Source organism: Pontibacter locisalis (assembly GCF_042684605.1).
GTDB classification, from domain to species: domain Bacteria; phylum Bacteroidota; class Bacteroidia; order Cytophagales; family Hymenobacteraceae; genus Pontibacter; species Pontibacter locisalis.
Window position 1 is genome coordinate 80,558 of record NZ_JBHULU010000003.1, and the last position, 17,049, is coordinate 97,606.

Annotated in this window: 17 protein-coding genes; 6 read left to right on the plus strand and 11 right to left on the minus strand. The window is 42.7% G+C overall.

The genetic code is table 11. From position 1 onward, the window contains the following. Positions 1–15: 15 nt before the first annotated feature. The 6 genes from ACFSRY_RS02580 (at position 16) to ACFSRY_RS02605 (ending at position 5,488) form a co-directional block, all read left to right on the plus strand. A complete protein-coding gene (locus ACFSRY_RS02580) occupies positions 16–543 on the plus strand; it encodes an ExbD/TolR family protein (protein ID WP_377503159.1) in 528 nt (175 codons plus the stop codon). A 3-nt stretch (positions 544–546) separates the two neighbouring features. Beyond that, complete coding sequence (locus ACFSRY_RS02585; RefSeq protein ID WP_377503161.1) at positions 547–1,371, plus strand: energy transducer TonB; 825 nt, start codon at positions 547–549, stop codon at positions 1,369–1,371. A 320-nt stretch (positions 1,372–1,691) separates the two neighbouring features. Beyond that, positions 1,692–2,528 carry an energy transducer TonB gene (locus tag ACFSRY_RS02590; RefSeq protein WP_377503163.1) on the plus strand — a complete coding sequence of 279 codons (837 nt, stop codon included), beginning with the start codon at positions 1,692–1,694 and terminating at the stop codon, positions 2,526–2,528. Between the two features lie 117 nt (positions 2,529–2,645). Beyond that, positions 2,646–2,906 (plus strand): hypothetical protein, encoded by a 261-nt coding sequence (locus ACFSRY_RS02595; protein WP_377503165.1) that lies wholly within the window; start codon positions 2,646–2,648, stop codon positions 2,904–2,906. Further along, on the plus strand, positions 2,896–3,837 hold the full coding sequence (locus tag ACFSRY_RS02600; protein ID WP_377503167.1) for a PstS family phosphate ABC transporter substrate-binding protein: 942 nt from the start codon (positions 2,896–2,898) through the stop codon (positions 3,835–3,837). Before ACFSRY_RS02595 ends, ACFSRY_RS02600 begins: the two co-directional genes overlap by 11 nt. 49 nt (positions 3,838–3,886) lie before the next feature. After that, entirely contained in the window at positions 3,887–5,488 is a 1,602-nt protein-coding gene (locus ACFSRY_RS02605) for a tetratricopeptide repeat protein (protein WP_377503169.1), read from the plus strand. A 121-nt stretch (positions 5,489–5,609) separates the two neighbouring features. Here ACFSRY_RS02605 and ACFSRY_RS02610 read toward each other — a convergent pair whose 3' ends face one another. The 11 genes from ACFSRY_RS02610 to ACFSRY_RS02660 all read right to left on the minus strand — a co-directional run bounded on the left by ACFSRY_RS02610 (position 5,610) and on the right by ACFSRY_RS02660 (position 17,010). After that, positions 5,610–6,641, minus strand: coding sequence for an RluA family pseudouridine synthase (locus tag ACFSRY_RS02610; protein WP_377503171.1), 1,032 nt, complete (start codon positions 6,639–6,641; stop codon positions 5,610–5,612). Positions 6,642–6,731: 90 nt separating this feature from the next. Beyond that, positions 6,732–7,343: an OmpH family outer membrane protein gene (locus ACFSRY_RS02615; protein ID WP_377503173.1), complete on the minus strand. Its 612-nt coding sequence runs from the start codon at positions 7,341–7,343 to the stop codon at positions 6,732–6,734. Between the two features lie 28 nt (positions 7,344–7,371). Next, positions 7,372–8,016 (minus strand): OmpH family outer membrane protein, encoded by a 645-nt coding sequence (locus ACFSRY_RS02620; protein ID WP_377503175.1) that lies wholly within the window; start codon positions 8,014–8,016, stop codon positions 7,372–7,374. Positions 8,017–8,031: 15 nt separating this feature from the next. After that, the gene (gene bamA / locus ACFSRY_RS02625; protein WP_377503177.1) at positions 8,032–10,512 is read right to left on the minus strand and encodes an outer membrane protein assembly factor BamA; all 2,481 of its coding nucleotides are present in this window, start codon (positions 10,510–10,512) and stop codon (positions 8,032–8,034) included. Between the two features lie 8 nt (positions 10,513–10,520). Next, positions 10,521–11,264: an isoprenyl transferase gene (locus tag ACFSRY_RS02630; RefSeq protein WP_377503179.1), complete on the minus strand. Its 744-nt coding sequence runs from the start codon at positions 11,262–11,264 to the stop codon at positions 10,521–10,523. Between the two features lie 60 nt (positions 11,265–11,324). Continuing rightward, positions 11,325–12,098, minus strand: coding sequence for a type IX secretion system protein PorG (gene porG / locus ACFSRY_RS02635; RefSeq protein ID WP_377503181.1), 774 nt, complete (start codon positions 12,096–12,098; stop codon positions 11,325–11,327). 48 nt (positions 12,099–12,146) lie between these two features. Then, positions 12,147–13,106, minus strand: a complete 960-nt coding sequence (locus tag ACFSRY_RS02640; protein WP_377503183.1) for a DUF6089 family protein — start codon at positions 13,104–13,106, stop codon at positions 12,147–12,149. A 164-nt stretch (positions 13,107–13,270) separates the two neighbouring features. After that, entirely contained in the window at positions 13,271–14,158 is an 888-nt protein-coding gene (locus ACFSRY_RS02645; protein WP_377503186.1) for an NAD kinase, read from the minus strand. A 12-nt stretch (positions 14,159–14,170) separates the two neighbouring features. Beyond that, a complete protein-coding gene (locus ACFSRY_RS02650) occupies positions 14,171–15,559 on the minus strand; it encodes a BamA/TamA family outer membrane protein (protein WP_377503188.1) in 1,389 nt (462 codons plus the stop codon). Positions 15,560–15,571: 12 nt separating this feature from the next. Then, a complete protein-coding gene (locus ACFSRY_RS02655) occupies positions 15,572–16,237 on the minus strand; it encodes a CBS domain-containing protein (protein WP_377503190.1) in 666 nt (221 codons plus the stop codon). Next, positions 16,234–17,010, minus strand: coding sequence for an alpha/beta fold hydrolase (locus ACFSRY_RS02660; RefSeq protein WP_377503193.1), 777 nt, complete (start codon positions 17,008–17,010; stop codon positions 16,234–16,236). Before ACFSRY_RS02660 ends, ACFSRY_RS02655 begins: the two co-directional genes overlap by 4 nt. Positions 17,011–17,049 lie beyond the last annotated feature (39 nt).

The window sequence follows — 17,049 nt, forward strand, 5'->3', positions numbered from 1 at the left end:
GAGAGGAGCTAAGAAATGGCAGAAGTACAAGAAAAAGCCGACTCCGGTAAAGGTGGTAAGAAAAGATCCAAAAAGATGTCTGTCCACCTGGACATGACACCAATGGTAGACCTTGCCTTCCTTTTGTTGACATTCTTCATGCTAACAACAACGTTCAGCAAACCGCAGACGATGGAAATTCAGATGCCGGTAAAGCCTGAAACTGAAGAAGAGCAGATTGCGCTTAAGGCGAGTAATGCGATGACTATCATTCTTGGTGAGAACGACAGGTTGTTTTATTACTTTGGTCTTGGTGATCCAGCGGAAAACCCAGAGGTAGTTGAATCAGATTATTCTGCCTCAGGTATCCGTAAAGTGCTTCTTTCACCACGTATAAAGTCAAATGAAAAAATGACTGTGATGATCAAGCCAATGGAAGCATCGCGCTACAAGAATGTCGTAGACATCTTAGATGAATTGAAAATCACTGATACAAGAAAGTTTGCCCTTGTGGATATGTCTGACAACGACAAACAACTTATTCAGCAAAAAACCGGACAATAAGAAATGGACGCAAGTAAGTTATCAAAAGCATCGCTTGACGATATCGTCTTTGAAGGACGAAATAAAGCATACGGTGCCTACCTACTTCGCAAAGTTTACAGTAAGCACGTCGTAAAGGCTGCTCTTATCGCTACAGTGTTATTTTTCCTTTTTATCAGTATTCCACTGATCCAAAGAATGATAGCAGGCGAAGAAGAGGAAGTTGTAGTAGAGCGTATTGTAACTGAAGTAGAACTGGCCCAGCCACCTCCAATTGATGAGGCAACGCCGCCGCCACCGCCGCCGCCGCCTGATCTACCACCGCCACCGCCACCAGTGCGTGCAAGTGTGAAATACACTCCGCCAGTGGTAAAGCGTGATAACGAGGTTGTAGAAGAGGAAGAGATTCCAGATGTGGAGGTACTAGAAGAAATTGACGCTGGTACTAAAACAGTGGAGGGTGTTGCAAATGCACCACTTGACCTTGGTGATATTGACGGAACAAGCAATGTTGTTGCTGAAGTTGTTGAGGAGAAGCCTTATACATACGTAGAGCAAATGCCAACATTCCCTGGAGGTGAAACTGAAATGCTTAAGTATCTGGCGAAGAACATCCGATACCCGGCAGCAGCACAGCGTGCAGGAGTAGAAGGTCTGGTAGTTCTTTCATTCGTAGTTGGCAAAACAGGTGAGATATCTGAAATTCAGGTTATCAAAAATCTGGGAGCTGGTACAGATGAAGAAGCAATGCGCGTTGTGAAAACAATGCCTAAGTGGACTCCAGGAAAGCAGAACGGTAGAGCAGTACCAGTTCGTTACACGCTTCCAGTTAGATTTACGATTAAGTAAGTACGCAAGTACCTATAAAACAAGAAGGGCCAGCTAAAACAGCTGGCCCTTCTTGTTTTATAGGTACTTGCAAAATTCCTCTCCTGTGGGATATCAAAACATGAAAACTAAAGGTTCAACATTTGAACTGGATGAGCAATAAAGATGAAGTAGAAGTAAGAAATACTTCTCAAATCCAGATATGATGTTCCTCATTTCCGGAATAAAGCAGATTTAGGGGCTTTAGGGGCGTAGAATTGTCAAATAAAAAAGCGGCAATAAATAAGCCGGACAAGTCAGCGCTGACAGCTAAATGAAGTGTAACCTTAAATCTAATGGAAATGAAAAAGAGCTACTATTTAAGTGCAACCTTTAACGAGGTGATCTTTAAGAACAGGAATAAAATTTATGGAGCTTACTACTTACGACGCATTTATGAGAAACACATAGTTATAGCCATTTTTGTAGCTACAGCTATTTTCACAACAATGCTGGCGGCACCTTTGGTACAAAATGCTTTCAAAACTCCACCAGGAAAGAAAGTGACAGCATTAGAGAAACCCGACTCTACAACTGTATTTGTTATTCCTCCTACTCCACCTATTGAAATGGAAAAACCAAAAACTGAAGAAGTGGCAGTAAAGCAAAAAGAACAGAAGGTAAAAACAGAAATTTATGCGGAGACAAAAGTAGTGAGAGATGACGCGAAGGTAGAAACAAAAGAGTTGGCAGATGTTAAAGATTTGACAAAGGTGAATTTCGGAACAGAAAGAATCGAAGGTATACCACCTTCTATACCAGATGTAAAAGTAGCTGATACTCCCCCGACGGGAATAGGTGGTAATGGTGAAGAATCAAACCCAAAAGTATTCATTTATGCGGAGCAAATGCCGGAATTTGAGGGTGGAGAAAAAGCGATGTTAAAATATATCAGCAAAAAAATAGTTTATCCGTCTGCTGCACAGCGCATAGGTATAGAAGGATTAGTAGTAGTCTCTTTTATTGTATCTGAGACCGGTGAAATAAAGGAGGCTAAAGTATTGAAAGGCCTGGGCCATGGAACAGACGAAGAGGCACTACGGGTTGTGAAAGGCATGCCATCCTGGAAGCCAGGCAAACAAAACGGAAGAGCAGTCGCCGTCCGATACACTCTTCCTATCCGGTTTAGCATAAAATAGCTTGATAAACGGGTAAAAGTAGAAGTAAACACACGATTTGTTTACTTCTACTTTCTTTTTAAAGACACAAAAGTTATTTTTAAGGGTTAAACAACAAAAATTTAGCTAACCTTACCGATGCTAAAACCTCGAAGAGATAGACCCACACGAAAAAACCCGGCTCAGAAGTTCGTTCGTATCTTCACTTTATTAATGACCCTTCTATATGTGGCATTGGGTTTGTTTCTCATATTTATAGATGAAGGACAACTAAACCTTAATCTGCCAGATGAAGTAAGGATTGTGTTGGGTGGCATTTTGATATTGTACGGTGCCGCAAGGTTCATTAGAGTATACCAGTTAAACAAGCGGTCTAAAAACAGAATAGATGAAGACTAGAATTGCAACTTTTGTAGCATGCTTGGCCATGTCAGGCTTAATCTCTTGCGGTGACAATTCCGGTGAGCAGCTAGATACACCAACAACAGGTAATATAAACATCAGCGTAGATGAGACTTTCAAGCCTATCATAGAAAGTGAAGTAGATACCTTTGAGGGAATTTATAAGTATGCAGACATAGATGCGGCTTATAAACCAGAAGGGGAAGTGATCAAGGATCTTTTGAATGACAGCACGAGGGTGGCTGTGTTATCAAGAGAATTGAGTGAGAATGAAAAAGCTGTTTTTGATCAGAAGAAAATCATACCCCGTTCTACAAAAATAGCCATAGATGCGATTGCTTTGATCGTAAACAGAAACAACAAAGATACTCTGCTTACAATGGAGGAGTTGAAGAAAGTTTTTACCGGCCAGGCTAAGCAATGGAAAGACCTGGATGCAGACTCTAAGCTGGGCGATATTACTATAGTTTTTGATAACAATAATTCAAGCACGGCACGTTATGTCAGAGATTCACTGACTACAGATCAGAAACTCCCGCAAAATACCTTTGCTGCAAATTCGCATGAGGCACTAATTGATTATGTTGCTAAAAATGATAATGCGATAGGAGTTATCGGTGTGAACTGGATAAGTGATTTTGATGACTCAACCGTAGTAGATTTTCAGAAGAGGATAAAGGTAGTAGGAATAAGCCCAGATCCTAACCCACAGTCTACAGAAGAATACTATCAGCCTTATCAGGCATATATAGCACAAGGCGTATACCCTCTACGCAGATACCTGTATATTATTAGTACTGAGGGACGTACAGGACTTGGCACAGGTTTTGCATCATTTGTTGCAGGGGATAAAGGGCAACGGATTATTCTTAAATCCGGACTTGTACCTGCCACAATGCCAGTACGCGTAGTAGGACTGGGAAATTAATCCCACAAAATTCAAGATAAACAGAAACAAACAACTAAACTTAAATACAATGACGAATAACTGGAAGTATATTGTTCTAATGGCGGCAGCCTTCCCTGCCACAGCAGCTTTTGCACAATCCGGTAATCAGGGACAAAGAGCCGTTGACTTAGAGCGCTATGAAGAAGCTAAATCAATTTATAAGTCACAGATGAATAGCAAGGATGCTGACAATGCATACTTTGCGATGGGAGATATTTATCTTAAAACAGAACAGTTAGACTCTGCGGCTTACTATTTTAACCAGGGAATTGCTAAAAACAAAAGATCTTACATCAACTATGTTGGTTTAGGAAAAGTAGAGCTGGAAAAAGGTAATAAGGCTAAAGCGGAAGACTATTTCAGCCAGGCGTTGAAGGGCAGAGGTAAGAAAGATTCTTATGTGTTAACGATGATAGGTGATGCTTATGTTAACGCTCCTAATGCTACAGAAGCAGAAATCAACAAAGGTATTGATTACCTGAAGCAAGCTGTAGACAGAGACAAGAACAATGCTGTAGCTAACTTGATTCTTGGAGATGCTTATCTTTCATTGAAGAAAGGTGGCGAAGCAATGACAAGCTATGACAGAGCTATTCAGCTAGATGATCGTTATGCGAAAGCGTATTTGCGCAGAGGTCAGCTTTACACAAGTTCACGTAATTATAATGAAGCGGAAGAAGCTTTTAAAAGAGCTATAGAGATTGATCCTAACTACGCTCCAGCTTATCGTGACCTTGGTGAACTTTACTATTTCGCAGGACAGTACGACAGAGCTTTGTCTACTTTCCAGAAGTATGTAGATATGGCAGAGAATACTCCTGAAACGAAAGCTAAATATGCTTCTTTCCTGTTTCTAACAAAGAACTATGAGCAAGCTTTAAAGGAAGTTGATCAAGTACTAATGAAAGATGCTTCTAATACGGTTATGAACCGTTTAAGAGCTTATTCATATCTTGAATTAGGTAAGCCAGAGAAAGCCATGGAGGCAATGAATACTTACCTGAAGAACGTTGATCCAAACAAGCTGATTGCTGAAGATTATGCATATTTCGGAAAGATCTACAGCAAGAACAATCTGCCAGAAAAAGCTATTGCGAACCTAGAAATAGCTATCAAGAAAGATTCTTCAAACGCTGATTTATACTACGATCTTGCTAACGCTTATGCCCGCGCAGAGCAGTATGATAAGGCCATTGAAGTGTATAAGATGAAGCAGGATAAGCTTGGTGCATCAAATACAGATTACTTCCATATGGGTAATGCTTATATGTTGGCTGGTGACTTCAAAAAAGCTGATGAAACCTTCGCAAAAATCACAGAATCCAATCCAGACTACGCGTATGGTTATATCTGGAGAGCACGTGCACAGGCAAGCCAAGATCCGGAAACTGAGAAAGGTTTGGCAAAAGGGATGTACGAAGAGTTCATCAAGAGAACTAGCAATGAAGTAGAGAAGTATAAGAAAGAGCTAATTGAGGCTAATACTTACCTGGGTTACTATAACTATCTTCAAGGTAACAGAGACCTTGCTGTGCAGCACTACCAGCGTGTAAAGGACCTAGATCCTACAAATGCACAGGCAGAGGCAGCATTAACTGAAATTAATAAATCTGCTAAGAAAAAGAAGTAATAATTATTTCTTCCTATAAAAAGAGAGCCTGCTCCATATGGAGCAGGCTCTCTTTTTATAGGAAGAAATGAACTTGAAGGCAGTACAGCAACCAGTCTTATCTAAAAAATTATTTCTAATCTTATTCCTCGTAAAGATTCCACTTTTCCAGCACTGCCTGAAAGTCCTGTGGGAGGTCAGTCTCGAACTGCATCAATTCTTTTGTAACAGGATGTACAAAACCTAAAGACTTAGCATGAAGCGCCTGTCGTGGCATAATCTTAAAGGCATTCTCCACAAATGATTTATAGGAACCGTTAGGTGTTCCTGATAAAACCTTATCACCACCATAGGTAGCATCAGAAAACAGCGGGTGACCAATATACTTCATGTGTGCCCTGATCTGGTGTGTGCGCCCTGTTTCTAGATTACATTGAACAAGTGTTACGTATTTAAACCTGCGCAAAACTTTGTAATGCGTTACGGCATGCTTCCCATACTCTCCTTCCGGATATACGGTCATCACCTTTCTATCTTTTGCACTGCGGCCCACGTGGCCTGTAATGGTACCCGAATCCGCCTTAACATCACCCCATACTAATGCATAATAGGTACGCTCTATGGAGTGATCAAAGAATTGCTTGGCGAGATAAGCCATACTATAATCAGTCTTGGCTATCACTAACAAACCTGAAGTATCTTTATCTATGCGGTGTACTAAGCCTGGCCTTCCTTCTCCGTTGCGCGAGGTAGGGAGATTTTGCAAATGGTAAACCAAGGCATTAACAAGGGTACCGTCCCAGTTGTTGTAAGCAGGATGTACCACCATGCCTGCAGGTTTATTCACTAGCAGCAGTTCATCATCCTCATAAAGAATATCCAAAGGAATATTTTCCGGCACAATATCCGTATCGCGTGGAGGCTCAGCAAGCGTTATGGTTATTACATCATGCGGCTTTACCTTATAGCTTACCTTTACCGGCTTTTGGTTTACCTGTACAGCCTCCGATTTTATAGCTCCCTGAAGTTTGTTACGAGTAACATTTGGCAAGCGATCCATCAGGAACTTATCTATCCGCAGCAAGGATTGCTTAGCATCTACCACAATTCTATGGTGCTCGTATAGCTCATCCGAGTCTTCTGATGTTTCTTGTTTATCTATATAATAAGCCACAGGTGTATTTTCTGTTTACTAGTATATATAACAAAAAAGAAAGCCGAAGTAGAATACATCGGCTTTCCCAAACTATAGATTTAAGTTCTTTTAATTCTTTTTCTTCTTGTTAGAAGTAGCAGCAGGCTTTGTTTGTGTTGCAGCTGGCTTAGCGGCAGCCGGCTCTGGCGTCTGCTGAACTTTAGCTGGATCTACTCCAAGCTTCCTTAAAACAAGCGGAGAGATATCACCATCCTCTGGACCAGCAAGCAAAGCCTGATTGCTGATTACATAGGTGTAGCCATTCTCTTTCGCTACTTCTTTGATTGCTTTGTCGATTTTAGTGATCACTGGATCAACTAAAGATTTTTCTTTTTGCTGAAGAGAAGCCTGAGCACTACGCTGGAACTCCTGGATAGAGTTATTCAGGTTCATCAGTTCTTTCTCTTTGTCCTCGCGTACTACCTTATCCATAGTAGCGGCACCTTTTTCATACGCCTGCAGCTTAGTCTCGTATTCAGCATATTTGTTTTTTAGCTGGTTCTCAAGCTGTGTGCTATGCGTTTTAAGATCAGACTCAATTTGCTTGCTCTCTGGCAATTGCAACAGGATGTATTCTACGTTAGTATAACCAATTTTTAATGGCTGATCATTACTCTGCGCAAATGATGCGAAGCTTACAAGTAAAAACGCTACTACTAATGTTTTGATTTTGTTCATCATTGGTTGGTTAATTAATATAATTCAGACTTTAGTTTTTTGACTTCTTTTTTGTTACTGGTTTAGCTTTTTCCTGCTGATCTCCTGTTTCTGTTTCAGGTAAATTATTTGGATCATCCACTACACCATTCGCAGGTACATTGCCTGGAGAGTTTTGCCTGTCAGACGCTAACCCAAGTTCTTCCAGCACATATTCCGTATAATCATGCACTGGGTTAGTATAAATCATTACCAAATCCCCGGATTTGTCAAACATTATCTGAAGTCCTTTAGCTTTAGATACTTTTTCCACGGCTGTAAACACTTCATCCTGTATAGGGCGCATCAGTTCTTGCCGTCGCTTAAACATTATGCCCTCATAGCCAAAGATCTTTTGCTGGTAATCTCTTAGTTCAGCTTCCTTCTTAGCTACTTCTGTTTGACGCTTCTTTTTCATCTCCTCTGTCAGGAGAACCTCTTCAGCTTTGTAGTCTTGCTTTAACTTATCTACCTGCTGCTGGAGTTGCTCTATTTCTTTTTGCCAGGCACCGGCATATTTGTCCATCTCCTGCTGTACCTTATTGTAAGCAGGCATCTTACTCAAAATGTAATTTGAATCAATATAGCCAAACTTCTGTGCTTGCGAAACATGCGTAAGCAAAAAGCCTGCTAAAAAGATGAACAAAAACTTCTTCATACAAATTCCTTCCTGTTATCGTATCTGCTGGCCGATGATAAAGTGGAACATTCCACGCTTATCATTCTCGCCACCAGGTAACGTGTCAAGTCTCCAGCCGTAATCGAAGCCCAGCATACCAAATGCTGCCATAAATATTCTGGCACCAACACCCGTAGAGCGGTAAAGCTTGAACGGGTTGAATCTTTCGTAAGAGCCAAAGTTATTACCAGCCTCCACAAACGCCAGACCATAAATTGTTGCAGCCGGGTTAGGAGATATCAGGTATCTGGCCTCTAACACAAATTTATCATATGCAACACCACCTGCGGAGCGCAAAGTTGGGTTGTCATTGTTTACAACGCTTTCATCATCATAACCACGCAAGCCAATAAACTCTGTTCCTACAAAAATGTTAGCACCTCCAAGACCGGAGCCACCTAGTTTAAATCTTTCGAAAGGACCTATTTCTTCGTCTGAACTATAAGTGCCTAAGAATCCAAAGTGTGCTCTTGCATTCAATACCAAATTCCCTGCCAGATTTATAAAGTAAGAGGCATCAAACATCCATTTGTTGAATTCAATGTATTCATACTGATCTTTTCTATCTGAAAGAAGGGAGTATGGAGGAGTTAAATTAACACTTAAGGAAATCTGAGAACCTCTACGTGGATAGGTCGGATTATCAATGCTGCTACGTCCAACTGTGTTTACAAAAGAGATACTATTAGAAACACCATTGTCAAACCCCTGGAAAAGCTGATAATTATTAAGCTTGTAGCGGTTGTAAGACAGCGAGTGGTTCATGTAGAAGTAATCATCCGGCCAGTTTAAGCGTCGCCCAAGGCTAATAGAGGCTCCGTCAACGTTCAGGCGCTGATCTAACTCAGAGTTAGGAATCCTTCTAACCGTTTTAAATAAACTTACTGTAAATGAATTACGCTTACGGCCGCCTAACCATGGCTCAGTAAATGAAAGCGAATAAGACTGAAAGTACTTACCGTTAGCCTGTACGTTCAGTGACAGACGCTGTCCGTCACCACTAGGGATTGGTCTCCACTCTGACAAGTTGAACAGCTTACGTGTGGAGAAGTTGTTTAACGTGAGGCCCACTGTACCTACGGCACCGATAGGGCCACCCCAACCACCAGACAAACTGATCTGGTCATTTGGTCGTTCTACTACACTATAGTTAATATCTACTGTACCGTCTGCAGGATTTGGAACCGGCGCAAGTCCGATTTGCTCAGGGTCGAAGTAACCAAGTGCAGCTAATTCATTTCTTGAACGGATAAGGTCATCGCGGCTGTACTTCTGCCCTGGCAGTGTACGCAGCTCACGAAGAATAACATGATCACTTGTCTTGTCGTTTCCGGAAACAGTTACTTTATTGATAGTAGCCTGCGGACCTTCGGTCACACGCATTTCCAGGTCGATTGAATCACCTACAATGGCAACCTCAACAGGTTCTATGTTAGAGAACAAATAACCATCGTTCTGGTAAAGCGCAGAAACATCTATACCTCCTGTTGGATTATAGGTAAGACGCTTCTCCAGTTCCTGCTGGTTATACACATCTCCTTTTTCAATTCCCAGTACTCGGCTCAGGTATGCATCATCGTATATGTAATTACCGTTCCAGGTAATATTACGGTAGTAATACCTGTTGCCTTCATCCACTGTGATTTTGATACCAAGCCTGTCATCGCTGATTCTGTATATAGAATCGGATACAATGGTAGCGTCTCTGTATCCTTCTGAATTATAAAAGCTGATCAGCGCTTCTTTATCATTCTCGAATTCATCCTTCTGAAACTTGGACGAGGTAAAGATCTTATAGAAACGCTTCTCCTTTGTCTTTTTCAACTGGCGCTGCAGCTTCTTGTCAGAAAATGCCTCGTTACCAACGAACTCAATGTCACCGATCTTTACCTTATCTCCTTTATCTACAGTGATATCCAGGACAACACTATTTGGTAAAGTAGTAGAAGGGCTTTGCTTGATGTTTACCTTTGCATTAAGGTAGCTCTTCTCGTTATAGTATTTTCTGATCGCGTTTCGCGTGCTATTCAGAACTGCATCTGTAACGATTTTACCTTTTTGCAGAGGCACTTTACCCTTCAATGCATCAGCCTGTGATTTACCTATGCCTGAGAAGCTGTAGTCAGCTAAGCGTGGGCGTTCCTTTAGGCTGAAGTTTAACCAAATGCGATCGCCCTCTATCTTTGTAATGAAAACTTCCACGTCTCCCAGGATACCCTGCTCCCATAGCTTTTGTATGGCACGGCTGATATCTTCTCCGGGTACAGTGATCTCATCGCCAACCTTTAAGCCGGATACTGAAATGATTGCTGTAGGATCCAGAAAGTTTGCTCCACTAACAGTAATACCTCCAATCTTATACTGTTGTGGTTGAGCGTAATCGATGGATTGTGTTTGCGACGGGCTAGTTTGAACTTGAGACGAAGCTGTGCCTGTAATAAACAGAAACACAAGCACCCAGATGCATCTTGTCATTAATATTTTCACTTGGTTAGTTGTTCACTGGTTTTTCCGAACCTGCGCTCACGGCGTTGGTAAGAAATAATTGCTTCATATAAGTGTTCTTTCCTGAAATCAGGCCAGAGCAACTCTGTTATATATAATTCAGTATAAGCTAATTGCCACAGCAGGAAATTGCTTATTCGCTGTTCTCCGCTTGTGCGTATAAGTAGCTCAGGGTCTGGCATGCCTGCTGTTGAAAGGTACTGTTCAACAGCAGCCTCATTTATAGCATCTTCCTTTATATTACCCTGACCCACCTCATGCGCCAATCGTTGCATGGCTTGCGTTATATCCCAACGGCCACTGTAGCTAAGCGCGAGCACCAGTGTCATGCGGGTATTCTGTTTCGTAAGCTCAATTGCTTCGTAAAGTTCTCGCTGGCAGGAGGCTGGTAAGCTGTCAGTATTTCCTATAGTCTGTAAGCGGATGTTGTTTTTATTAAGTGTGGCTGTTTCTTTCCGGATTGTAGAAACAAGCAGCTGCATCAGAGCAGACACCTCTACGGCAGGTCTTTTCCAGTTCTCTGTAGAGAAAGCGTACAGAGTTAAATACTGTACTCCCAGTTCTGCTGCACTCTCCACTGTTTCGCGCACAGCCGTAATGGCACTTTGATGACCAAATATGCGCAGACCACCCCTTTGCTTTGCCCAACGCCCATTTCCGTCCATAATAACGGCAATGTGCTTAGGTAAATTGTCTAAATCTACTTTCTCTTTAAGATTCATTAAAACACAATTTCCTTGCAAGTTACTAAAAGCAAGACAAATTTGTGAAAGTTTAATGTTCTAATCTAGTATACCGGGCTTCTTTTTGTAGGGAGAGGGACAATTTGTTGTATAAATAGTATAAGAGATGCTTATACCATTGTAGAACAACCAGTCATTATCATAAGGATTGGCCAGTCTTTTGCCATCTTTTTCGAAGAGATCATCAACTTGGTCTGTAAATAGCTTTCGAGCACCAAACTCAAGCCCGAGGTTCCAGTACTTGCTCAAAGCATACTTTACGCCTACGCCAAATGGAATGGCTATTGCAAAGTTGGTATCCTTGGGTTTATCCAGCTGCTCTTCCAGGGCAACGTTATCAGTAGACAACTGAACGTTGTAGATTATACCTGAAACCCCGCCAAAGAAGTAAGGAGAAAAACGTATTTTCTGACTCAGGTCATAGTAGTCCAGGAAGTTGTACTCGGCCACGGCTGATACCTCTGCCAAGGTAACAGCAGCTTCAGCCTGGCGGAAGTTGTGCAACGGCAGGTCGAAAGCTTCATCGCTAAAAGTATTGTCATCAATGATGCGGTGACTGAACAGCAATGCTCCCCTAAGCGTAATTGGCTGTGAAATATCCTTTCGAAAGAAGGCTGTTATAGCTGGCTGGTTATTCAGAAACCGATAAGAAGGAGCCAGCTCACCTTTATAGTTAACGCCACCAATACCTACACCTATTTCACTTGTAGAAACATTGTCAGTCTGAGCAAAAGCAGGAAGGGTGAAAAGAAGTAATCCTGTTACCTGTAAAAGAGAATTCAGGAATACTTGTTTGAGTATTTTCAGATTCATGTAGGTCTCTAACGAAGTTTAGAAAATAACGATGCTTCCGTGCTTCTATTATCTAAACTTTGGACTTCTAACCCCAGGATTAAGAATATAATGGATGGTTAAACTGGTTGTAATGTACCAATCGTCGTCTGATCTGTTGCCTCGCCGCTGATTATTAGGAGTTCCATAGTCATCCGGAAAGGTAATGATGGAGTAAGGGGTACCGCTTGGGTCAGGGGTTGTTCCAAAACCACTCATAGCACTTCGGTCAGAAAGCAGAGCTGCTGCCTTAGGGTTACTGCCACCACCTGCCAGTATTTCATTCTTGAAAGCATAGCCAGAGCTAGCGTCGTCTAAATAATCTGTAAAGGTTTTTCTCCAACCTAATTCTATACTTAAATCCCAGTTCCTGTCAACTTTATACCTCACACCTAAGCCAAATGGTATGGCAATCCCTATCTTTTTATAAGGCTCAGGATAATCGCCGCCCTCTACGTATTGACCTTCGGTTCCCAGTGGCTGTAACTCGTACCAACCAGTAGGAATGTCATCCTCGGGAGTGATGCCAGGAAAACTGCCGTTTTCATAGTAAGCCTTCGGATTGTGGTGAAAAACCGCTATTCCAAAAAACATGTAGGGTACAAAGTCCGGGCGACGCTGATACGTCTGACGGTTTTCAAACAGGTCTATCATCGCCATCAGGCTTAGCTCCTTAATGTCGTTACGGAAAGACAGGTTACGCCCAAAGCGCCCCATATTCTCCGCTTCATTCACAGAGGCACTCAGCATATCATCGCCCATAATGCGCCCCCAATGGAAAGCTACTTTCCCTGAAATACGGGGTCTGTACCTACGTGTGTAGTTGATGCCCACATTCGGGCGGGTAGACTTGAAGCGGAAACTTGTAAAGTCTGGCTCCGGCACTATGTCTCCGAAGTAATTCATGGCCCCTAAACTAAGACCCACAGATCCATACCTTTTCCTCATCGTAAAAAGCTGTGCTTCTGCATCAGTGACGAATAAAGTCATGGTGAGAACAAACAGCAAACCCAGGGCACAAATACCTTTCATAAATAAAGCAAATCTGAAGAATGGAGACTAATGGAGCAAACTATCTCCAACTTATTAAGTGTTAAGCAAAAATAAAAATTTATGCCTGTAAAAGAAATAATATTAGGTATGTTTAATATGAATCACCTTAGAAGAATATTTCTTTTATCCAGTCCCCAGTTCAATTTGCTCCGGAGTGTTGTCAGGAAATTAACATGATGTAGCTTAACAAGCCGGGCAGAAAAGTTCTCCCGCCTCACTGCCAGCTGAACAGACATATCTACTGGAGTAGACCTGGAGTCAAGGGAGGCAAGATAGCCACTGCTTCGACCTTCTACCTCGAAAGAGATAACGCTCCGGTCAGACACGATCATTGGCCGCACGTTCAGATTATGCGGGCATACGGGCGAGATAACAAAATTGTTGGTTTGCGGGAGCACTAGGGGGCCGCCGCAACTTAAGGAATATCCGGTGGAGCCTGTAGGTGTAGCTACTACCAATCCATCGGCCCAGTAGGAGTTGAGGTATTCGCCATCTATATAGGTGTGTACCACGATCATGGCAGAGGTATCCCGCTTCAGTACACTAAACTCATTCAACCCGAAATTTATACCATCAAATATCTCCTGGTCAGAGTCTACGCGTATCAGGGCTCGATCATCCAGGGTATAGTGTCCTTTGTAAATGGCATCCAGCGCTATGTTAATGCTATCGTAAGGTATAGTGGCCAGAAAGCCCAGGCGCCCGGTATTTATACCAAGTATGGGAATTTCCTGCGCTCCCACATAAGTTACAGAATCCAGCAAGGTCCCATCACCTCCGATGCTAAGCACGATGTCTACGTCTTCCAGCTTATCCCCACGATTGAATGTCTGTATCCCGGTAGGCAGGTTAAGCGTGTTCTTTAAGTACAACTGAAAGTGCTCTACCATGAACAGTTCTGCCTTACGTCGCTTCAGCTCATCGAACAGCATCTGAATAAAGGGTGCTATGTTGTCGCTGAAAGGCTTACCTAGTATAGCTATTCTCATAATTCGTTCGCGTTAAAAGGGAATTCTCCCACTAAAGTAAAAGCCACGATCACCTTCCCGGTTCAGAGTGTACTCCAGCCGGAACACAAGATCATAGAAAGTAACAGCATGCAGGCCTATCCCGGTGCCTGCCAAAAAGCGGTTTGTAAGGGAGTTACCCTCCTTAAAATAATCATCCACAACGTAGCCTGCATCTGTAAAAGCATTCAGGTAAACAGTTAGTGGAATGTTGTTAAACTTGGGACTATCTATAAATTTAAGCTTAATACTTTTAATGTCAAGCAGCTGGCGGGTAATACCCTGTTTAAAGAGACCATAATGTTGCCCACCTATTATATAAAGCTCATATCCTCTCACATAAGAACGATAGCCAAGCGCTATATTATCTGCAAAGGCATAGTCTCCGGCCAAACGCAGCTGCCCTTCCACCCCTGCTGAATAAAAATACTTTTCAGACAGCTTCAGGTAGTTTACATACTTGGCCCTTGCAGTGGTGAAATTTGTACCGGTATCCTTCAGGAAAAAAGACTGCGCTACCCCGGCTTCGAAATAACTACCCGACAATGGGTATATAAAATTATTGCGCAGGTTCACCACCTTGTACAACTCGAGCCGCATGTACTGCCGTTCAGTTGTGGCACTGGTGTAGTATTCGGGGTTAAGCCGGAACACCGAATCAGAAATCTGCTCGTTGTGATAGGAAAGCCTCAATCCCTCCTGCCGCTGTACGCTCTGCCGGTGTATAATACCCGCCGCTATAGAAGTTCTCTGTATCGGCAGTACTTCTTCCTGCTCAACAAAGCGCTGCCTGTTGTTCAGGTTGGTATAACTGGTAACGCGACTTCTGTAGTCTGCCACAGCAACCTCTGCGCCTAAATTATACTTCCGGATGATGTATGGCACCCTGTATGATAACTCCAGGCGCTTGTTAAAACCTTGCTGTATGCGAAGGCGCACATCTTCATTTCTGCCCCTGAAATTTTTCCGTACCAGGTTTATCCCATAATCAATCCGGCTCCAGTCCTTTCTCTCCAGCCATGCATTAAAATTACGTTCTGCAAAATCAAGGATGGGAATTGGATAAAGGTAAAAACGCTCCTGTACCTCATACTGCACCAGCACAAGCCCGTTGTTGCAGGTGTAAGTATAGTTTACATGATGGAACAAACGAAGATTAAAGAGGCGCTTCCTGTTTTCTTCCAGCAGCTCCTCCAGTTGGTCACTCGAAACTGAATCTCCAGCGGTAAAAGTAAACTCCTGCAGCATTACCTGGTTCTTGGTAGTTTCGTTACCTGCAAAAGTTATCCCTCCTATAACAACAACAGGATCAGTACAAGGTAAGGCCTGCACAGCTGTGGCAAAAAAGCACAGGTAGAGTATAGCAAATAAAGTACGCAGCATCACCGCGCCAGCTTAAATATCAAGGTATTTGAAAAGCATATCAAGCCTGTCGCGGCCTATATCGTGATCGGTAGTATCGTTGAACTGCGCCGTTATACGGTATTCGAAACGCTCTAACGTAGCGATAATGCGGGAAAGGTCAGTAGCATTTAGCTTTAGGGTAAGCTTGATTTTATAAGGATCCATTTCATCGGGAGACACATACGCGCTGAGAATCTTTGTATTCTCTTCCTCTATCAGGCGGCTGATCTGGCTCAGGGAGTAATCACGCTCAGGCATAGAAAGCACCAATATACTCCCCTGGCCCTGCAAAGCGGACATCTGCCCGAAAGCTGCTAGCGTGTCGTTGATAGTAATGATACCAATGTAATCCTGGTCATCATCCAGAACCGGCACCACCTGAATTTTGTTTTTGATAGCAGCCTCCATTACATCGTAAAAGTGCTGCTGCCCTTGCACATGCACATCCTTGTATTCAAGCTCCAGCTCTTTCAGCTTTCTTGCACGATCCGGCAGCTCGATCAATGCCAGTTCTGTGGCCAGCCCCATGTATTTACGGTTGCTTACCACAGGTAACTCATTTACACGGAACTCATCCATCCAACGCAAAGCCTTCTCTACGGTATCGTACAGCTTTAGCGGTGGAATCATTTGATTGATGAGTTCTTCTGCTATCATGTGGATTTTTCTGTTATGGGAGTTCTGGCTAAAAATTTATCTAAGATACTGTTAAACTTCTCGGGATGTTCCATCATTGGTGCGTGTCCGCACTTGTCTATAAAATATAGCTCGGAATTCTTCATGAGCCTGTTAAACTCATGCGCTACCATTGGCGGTGTTATCGTGTCATTCAGTCCCCATATCAACAACGTAGGAACTTTGATATTTGTGATATCCTTGGCCATGTTGTGCCGCTGCGCTGATTTTGCGATGGCAATGATCCGAAGGCACTTGGCATTACTGTTAGTGATATCAAAAACTTCGTCTACCAGTTCTTTTGTAGCCGTTTTAGGATCATAGAACGTATAGGCCACGCGCTCCTCCACATACTCATAGTTACCGCGCTTCGGAAACGACCCCCCCATAGAATCTTCAAACAAGCCTGAGCTACCAGTTAATACCAGCCGCTTTACTTTGTCCGGGTTCTTTAATGCATAAACCAATGCCACATGTCCTCCAAGTGAGTTGCCCAGCAGGGTCATATCACTCAGATTCATGTGTTTTACAAAGTCCTCTACAAAAGATACGAGTCCTGGTACACCTGCCTTGTGCAGCGACATTTCGTAGATTGGCATCAGCGGAATAACGACACGGTAGTTTTGGGAGAAATGATCCACCACACCATGCCAGTTGCTAAGAGCTCCAAACAAACCGTGCAGCAGTACCATCACTTCGCCTTTACCTTCGTCGATGTACTGAAATCCGGCCTCTTCTTTTATCTGTAAATTCATGTAACGTAAGCTTTGTAAAAGAAACGTATTTTTTGGTCA

What these genes read in the sequence shown, in the direction of transcription:
- ACFSRY_RS02595 (WP_377503165.1), top strand. Translation starts at nt 2,646, where the DNA reads ATGCTAAAACCTCGAAGAGATAGACCCACACGAAAAAACCCGGCTCAG.
- ACFSRY_RS02650 (WP_377503188.1), bottom strand. Translation starts at nt 15,559, where the DNA reads ATGCTGCGTACTTTATTTGCTATACTCTACCTGTGCTTTTTTGCCACA.
- ACFSRY_RS02620 (WP_377503175.1), bottom strand. Translation starts at nt 8,016, where the DNA reads ATGAAGAAGTTTTTGTTCATCTTTTTAGCAGGCTTTTTGCTTACGCAT.
- porG (WP_377503181.1), bottom strand. Translation starts at nt 12,098, where the DNA reads ATGAATCTGAAAATACTCAAACAAGTATTCCTGAATTCTCTTTTACAG.
- ACFSRY_RS02640 (WP_377503183.1), bottom strand. Translation starts at nt 13,106, where the DNA reads ATGACTTTATTCGTCACTGATGCAGAAGCACAGCTTTTTACGATGAGG.
- ACFSRY_RS02590 (WP_377503163.1), top strand. Translation starts at nt 1,692, where the DNA reads ATGAAAAAGAGCTACTATTTAAGTGCAACCTTTAACGAGGTGATCTTT.
- ACFSRY_RS02615 (WP_377503173.1), bottom strand. Translation starts at nt 7,343, where the DNA reads ATGATGAACAAAATCAAAACATTAGTAGTAGCGTTTTTACTTGTAAGC.
- ACFSRY_RS02605 (WP_377503169.1), top strand. Translation starts at nt 3,887, where the DNA reads ATGACGAATAACTGGAAGTATATTGTTCTAATGGCGGCAGCCTTCCCT.
- bamA (WP_377503177.1), bottom strand. Translation starts at nt 10,512, where the DNA reads ATGACAAGATGCATCTGGGTGCTTGTGTTTCTGTTTATTACAGGCACA.
- ACFSRY_RS02580 (WP_377503159.1), top strand. Translation starts at nt 16, where the DNA reads ATGGCAGAAGTACAAGAAAAAGCCGACTCCGGTAAAGGTGGTAAGAAA.
- ACFSRY_RS02660 (WP_377503193.1), bottom strand. Translation starts at nt 17,010, where the DNA reads ATGAATTTACAGATAAAAGAAGAGGCCGGATTTCAGTACATCGACGAA.
- ACFSRY_RS02645 (WP_377503186.1), bottom strand. Translation starts at nt 14,158, where the DNA reads ATGAGAATAGCTATACTAGGTAAGCCTTTCAGCGACAACATAGCACCC.
- ACFSRY_RS02655 (WP_377503190.1), bottom strand. Translation starts at nt 16,237, where the DNA reads ATGATAGCAGAAGAACTCATCAATCAAATGATTCCACCGCTAAAGCTG.
- ACFSRY_RS02630 (WP_377503179.1), bottom strand. Translation starts at nt 11,264, where the DNA reads ATGAATCTTAAAGAGAAAGTAGATTTAGACAATTTACCTAAGCACATT.
- ACFSRY_RS02600 (WP_377503167.1), top strand. Translation starts at nt 2,896, where the DNA reads ATGAAGACTAGAATTGCAACTTTTGTAGCATGCTTGGCCATGTCAGGC.
- ACFSRY_RS02585 (WP_377503161.1), top strand. Translation starts at nt 547, where the DNA reads ATGGACGCAAGTAAGTTATCAAAAGCATCGCTTGACGATATCGTCTTT.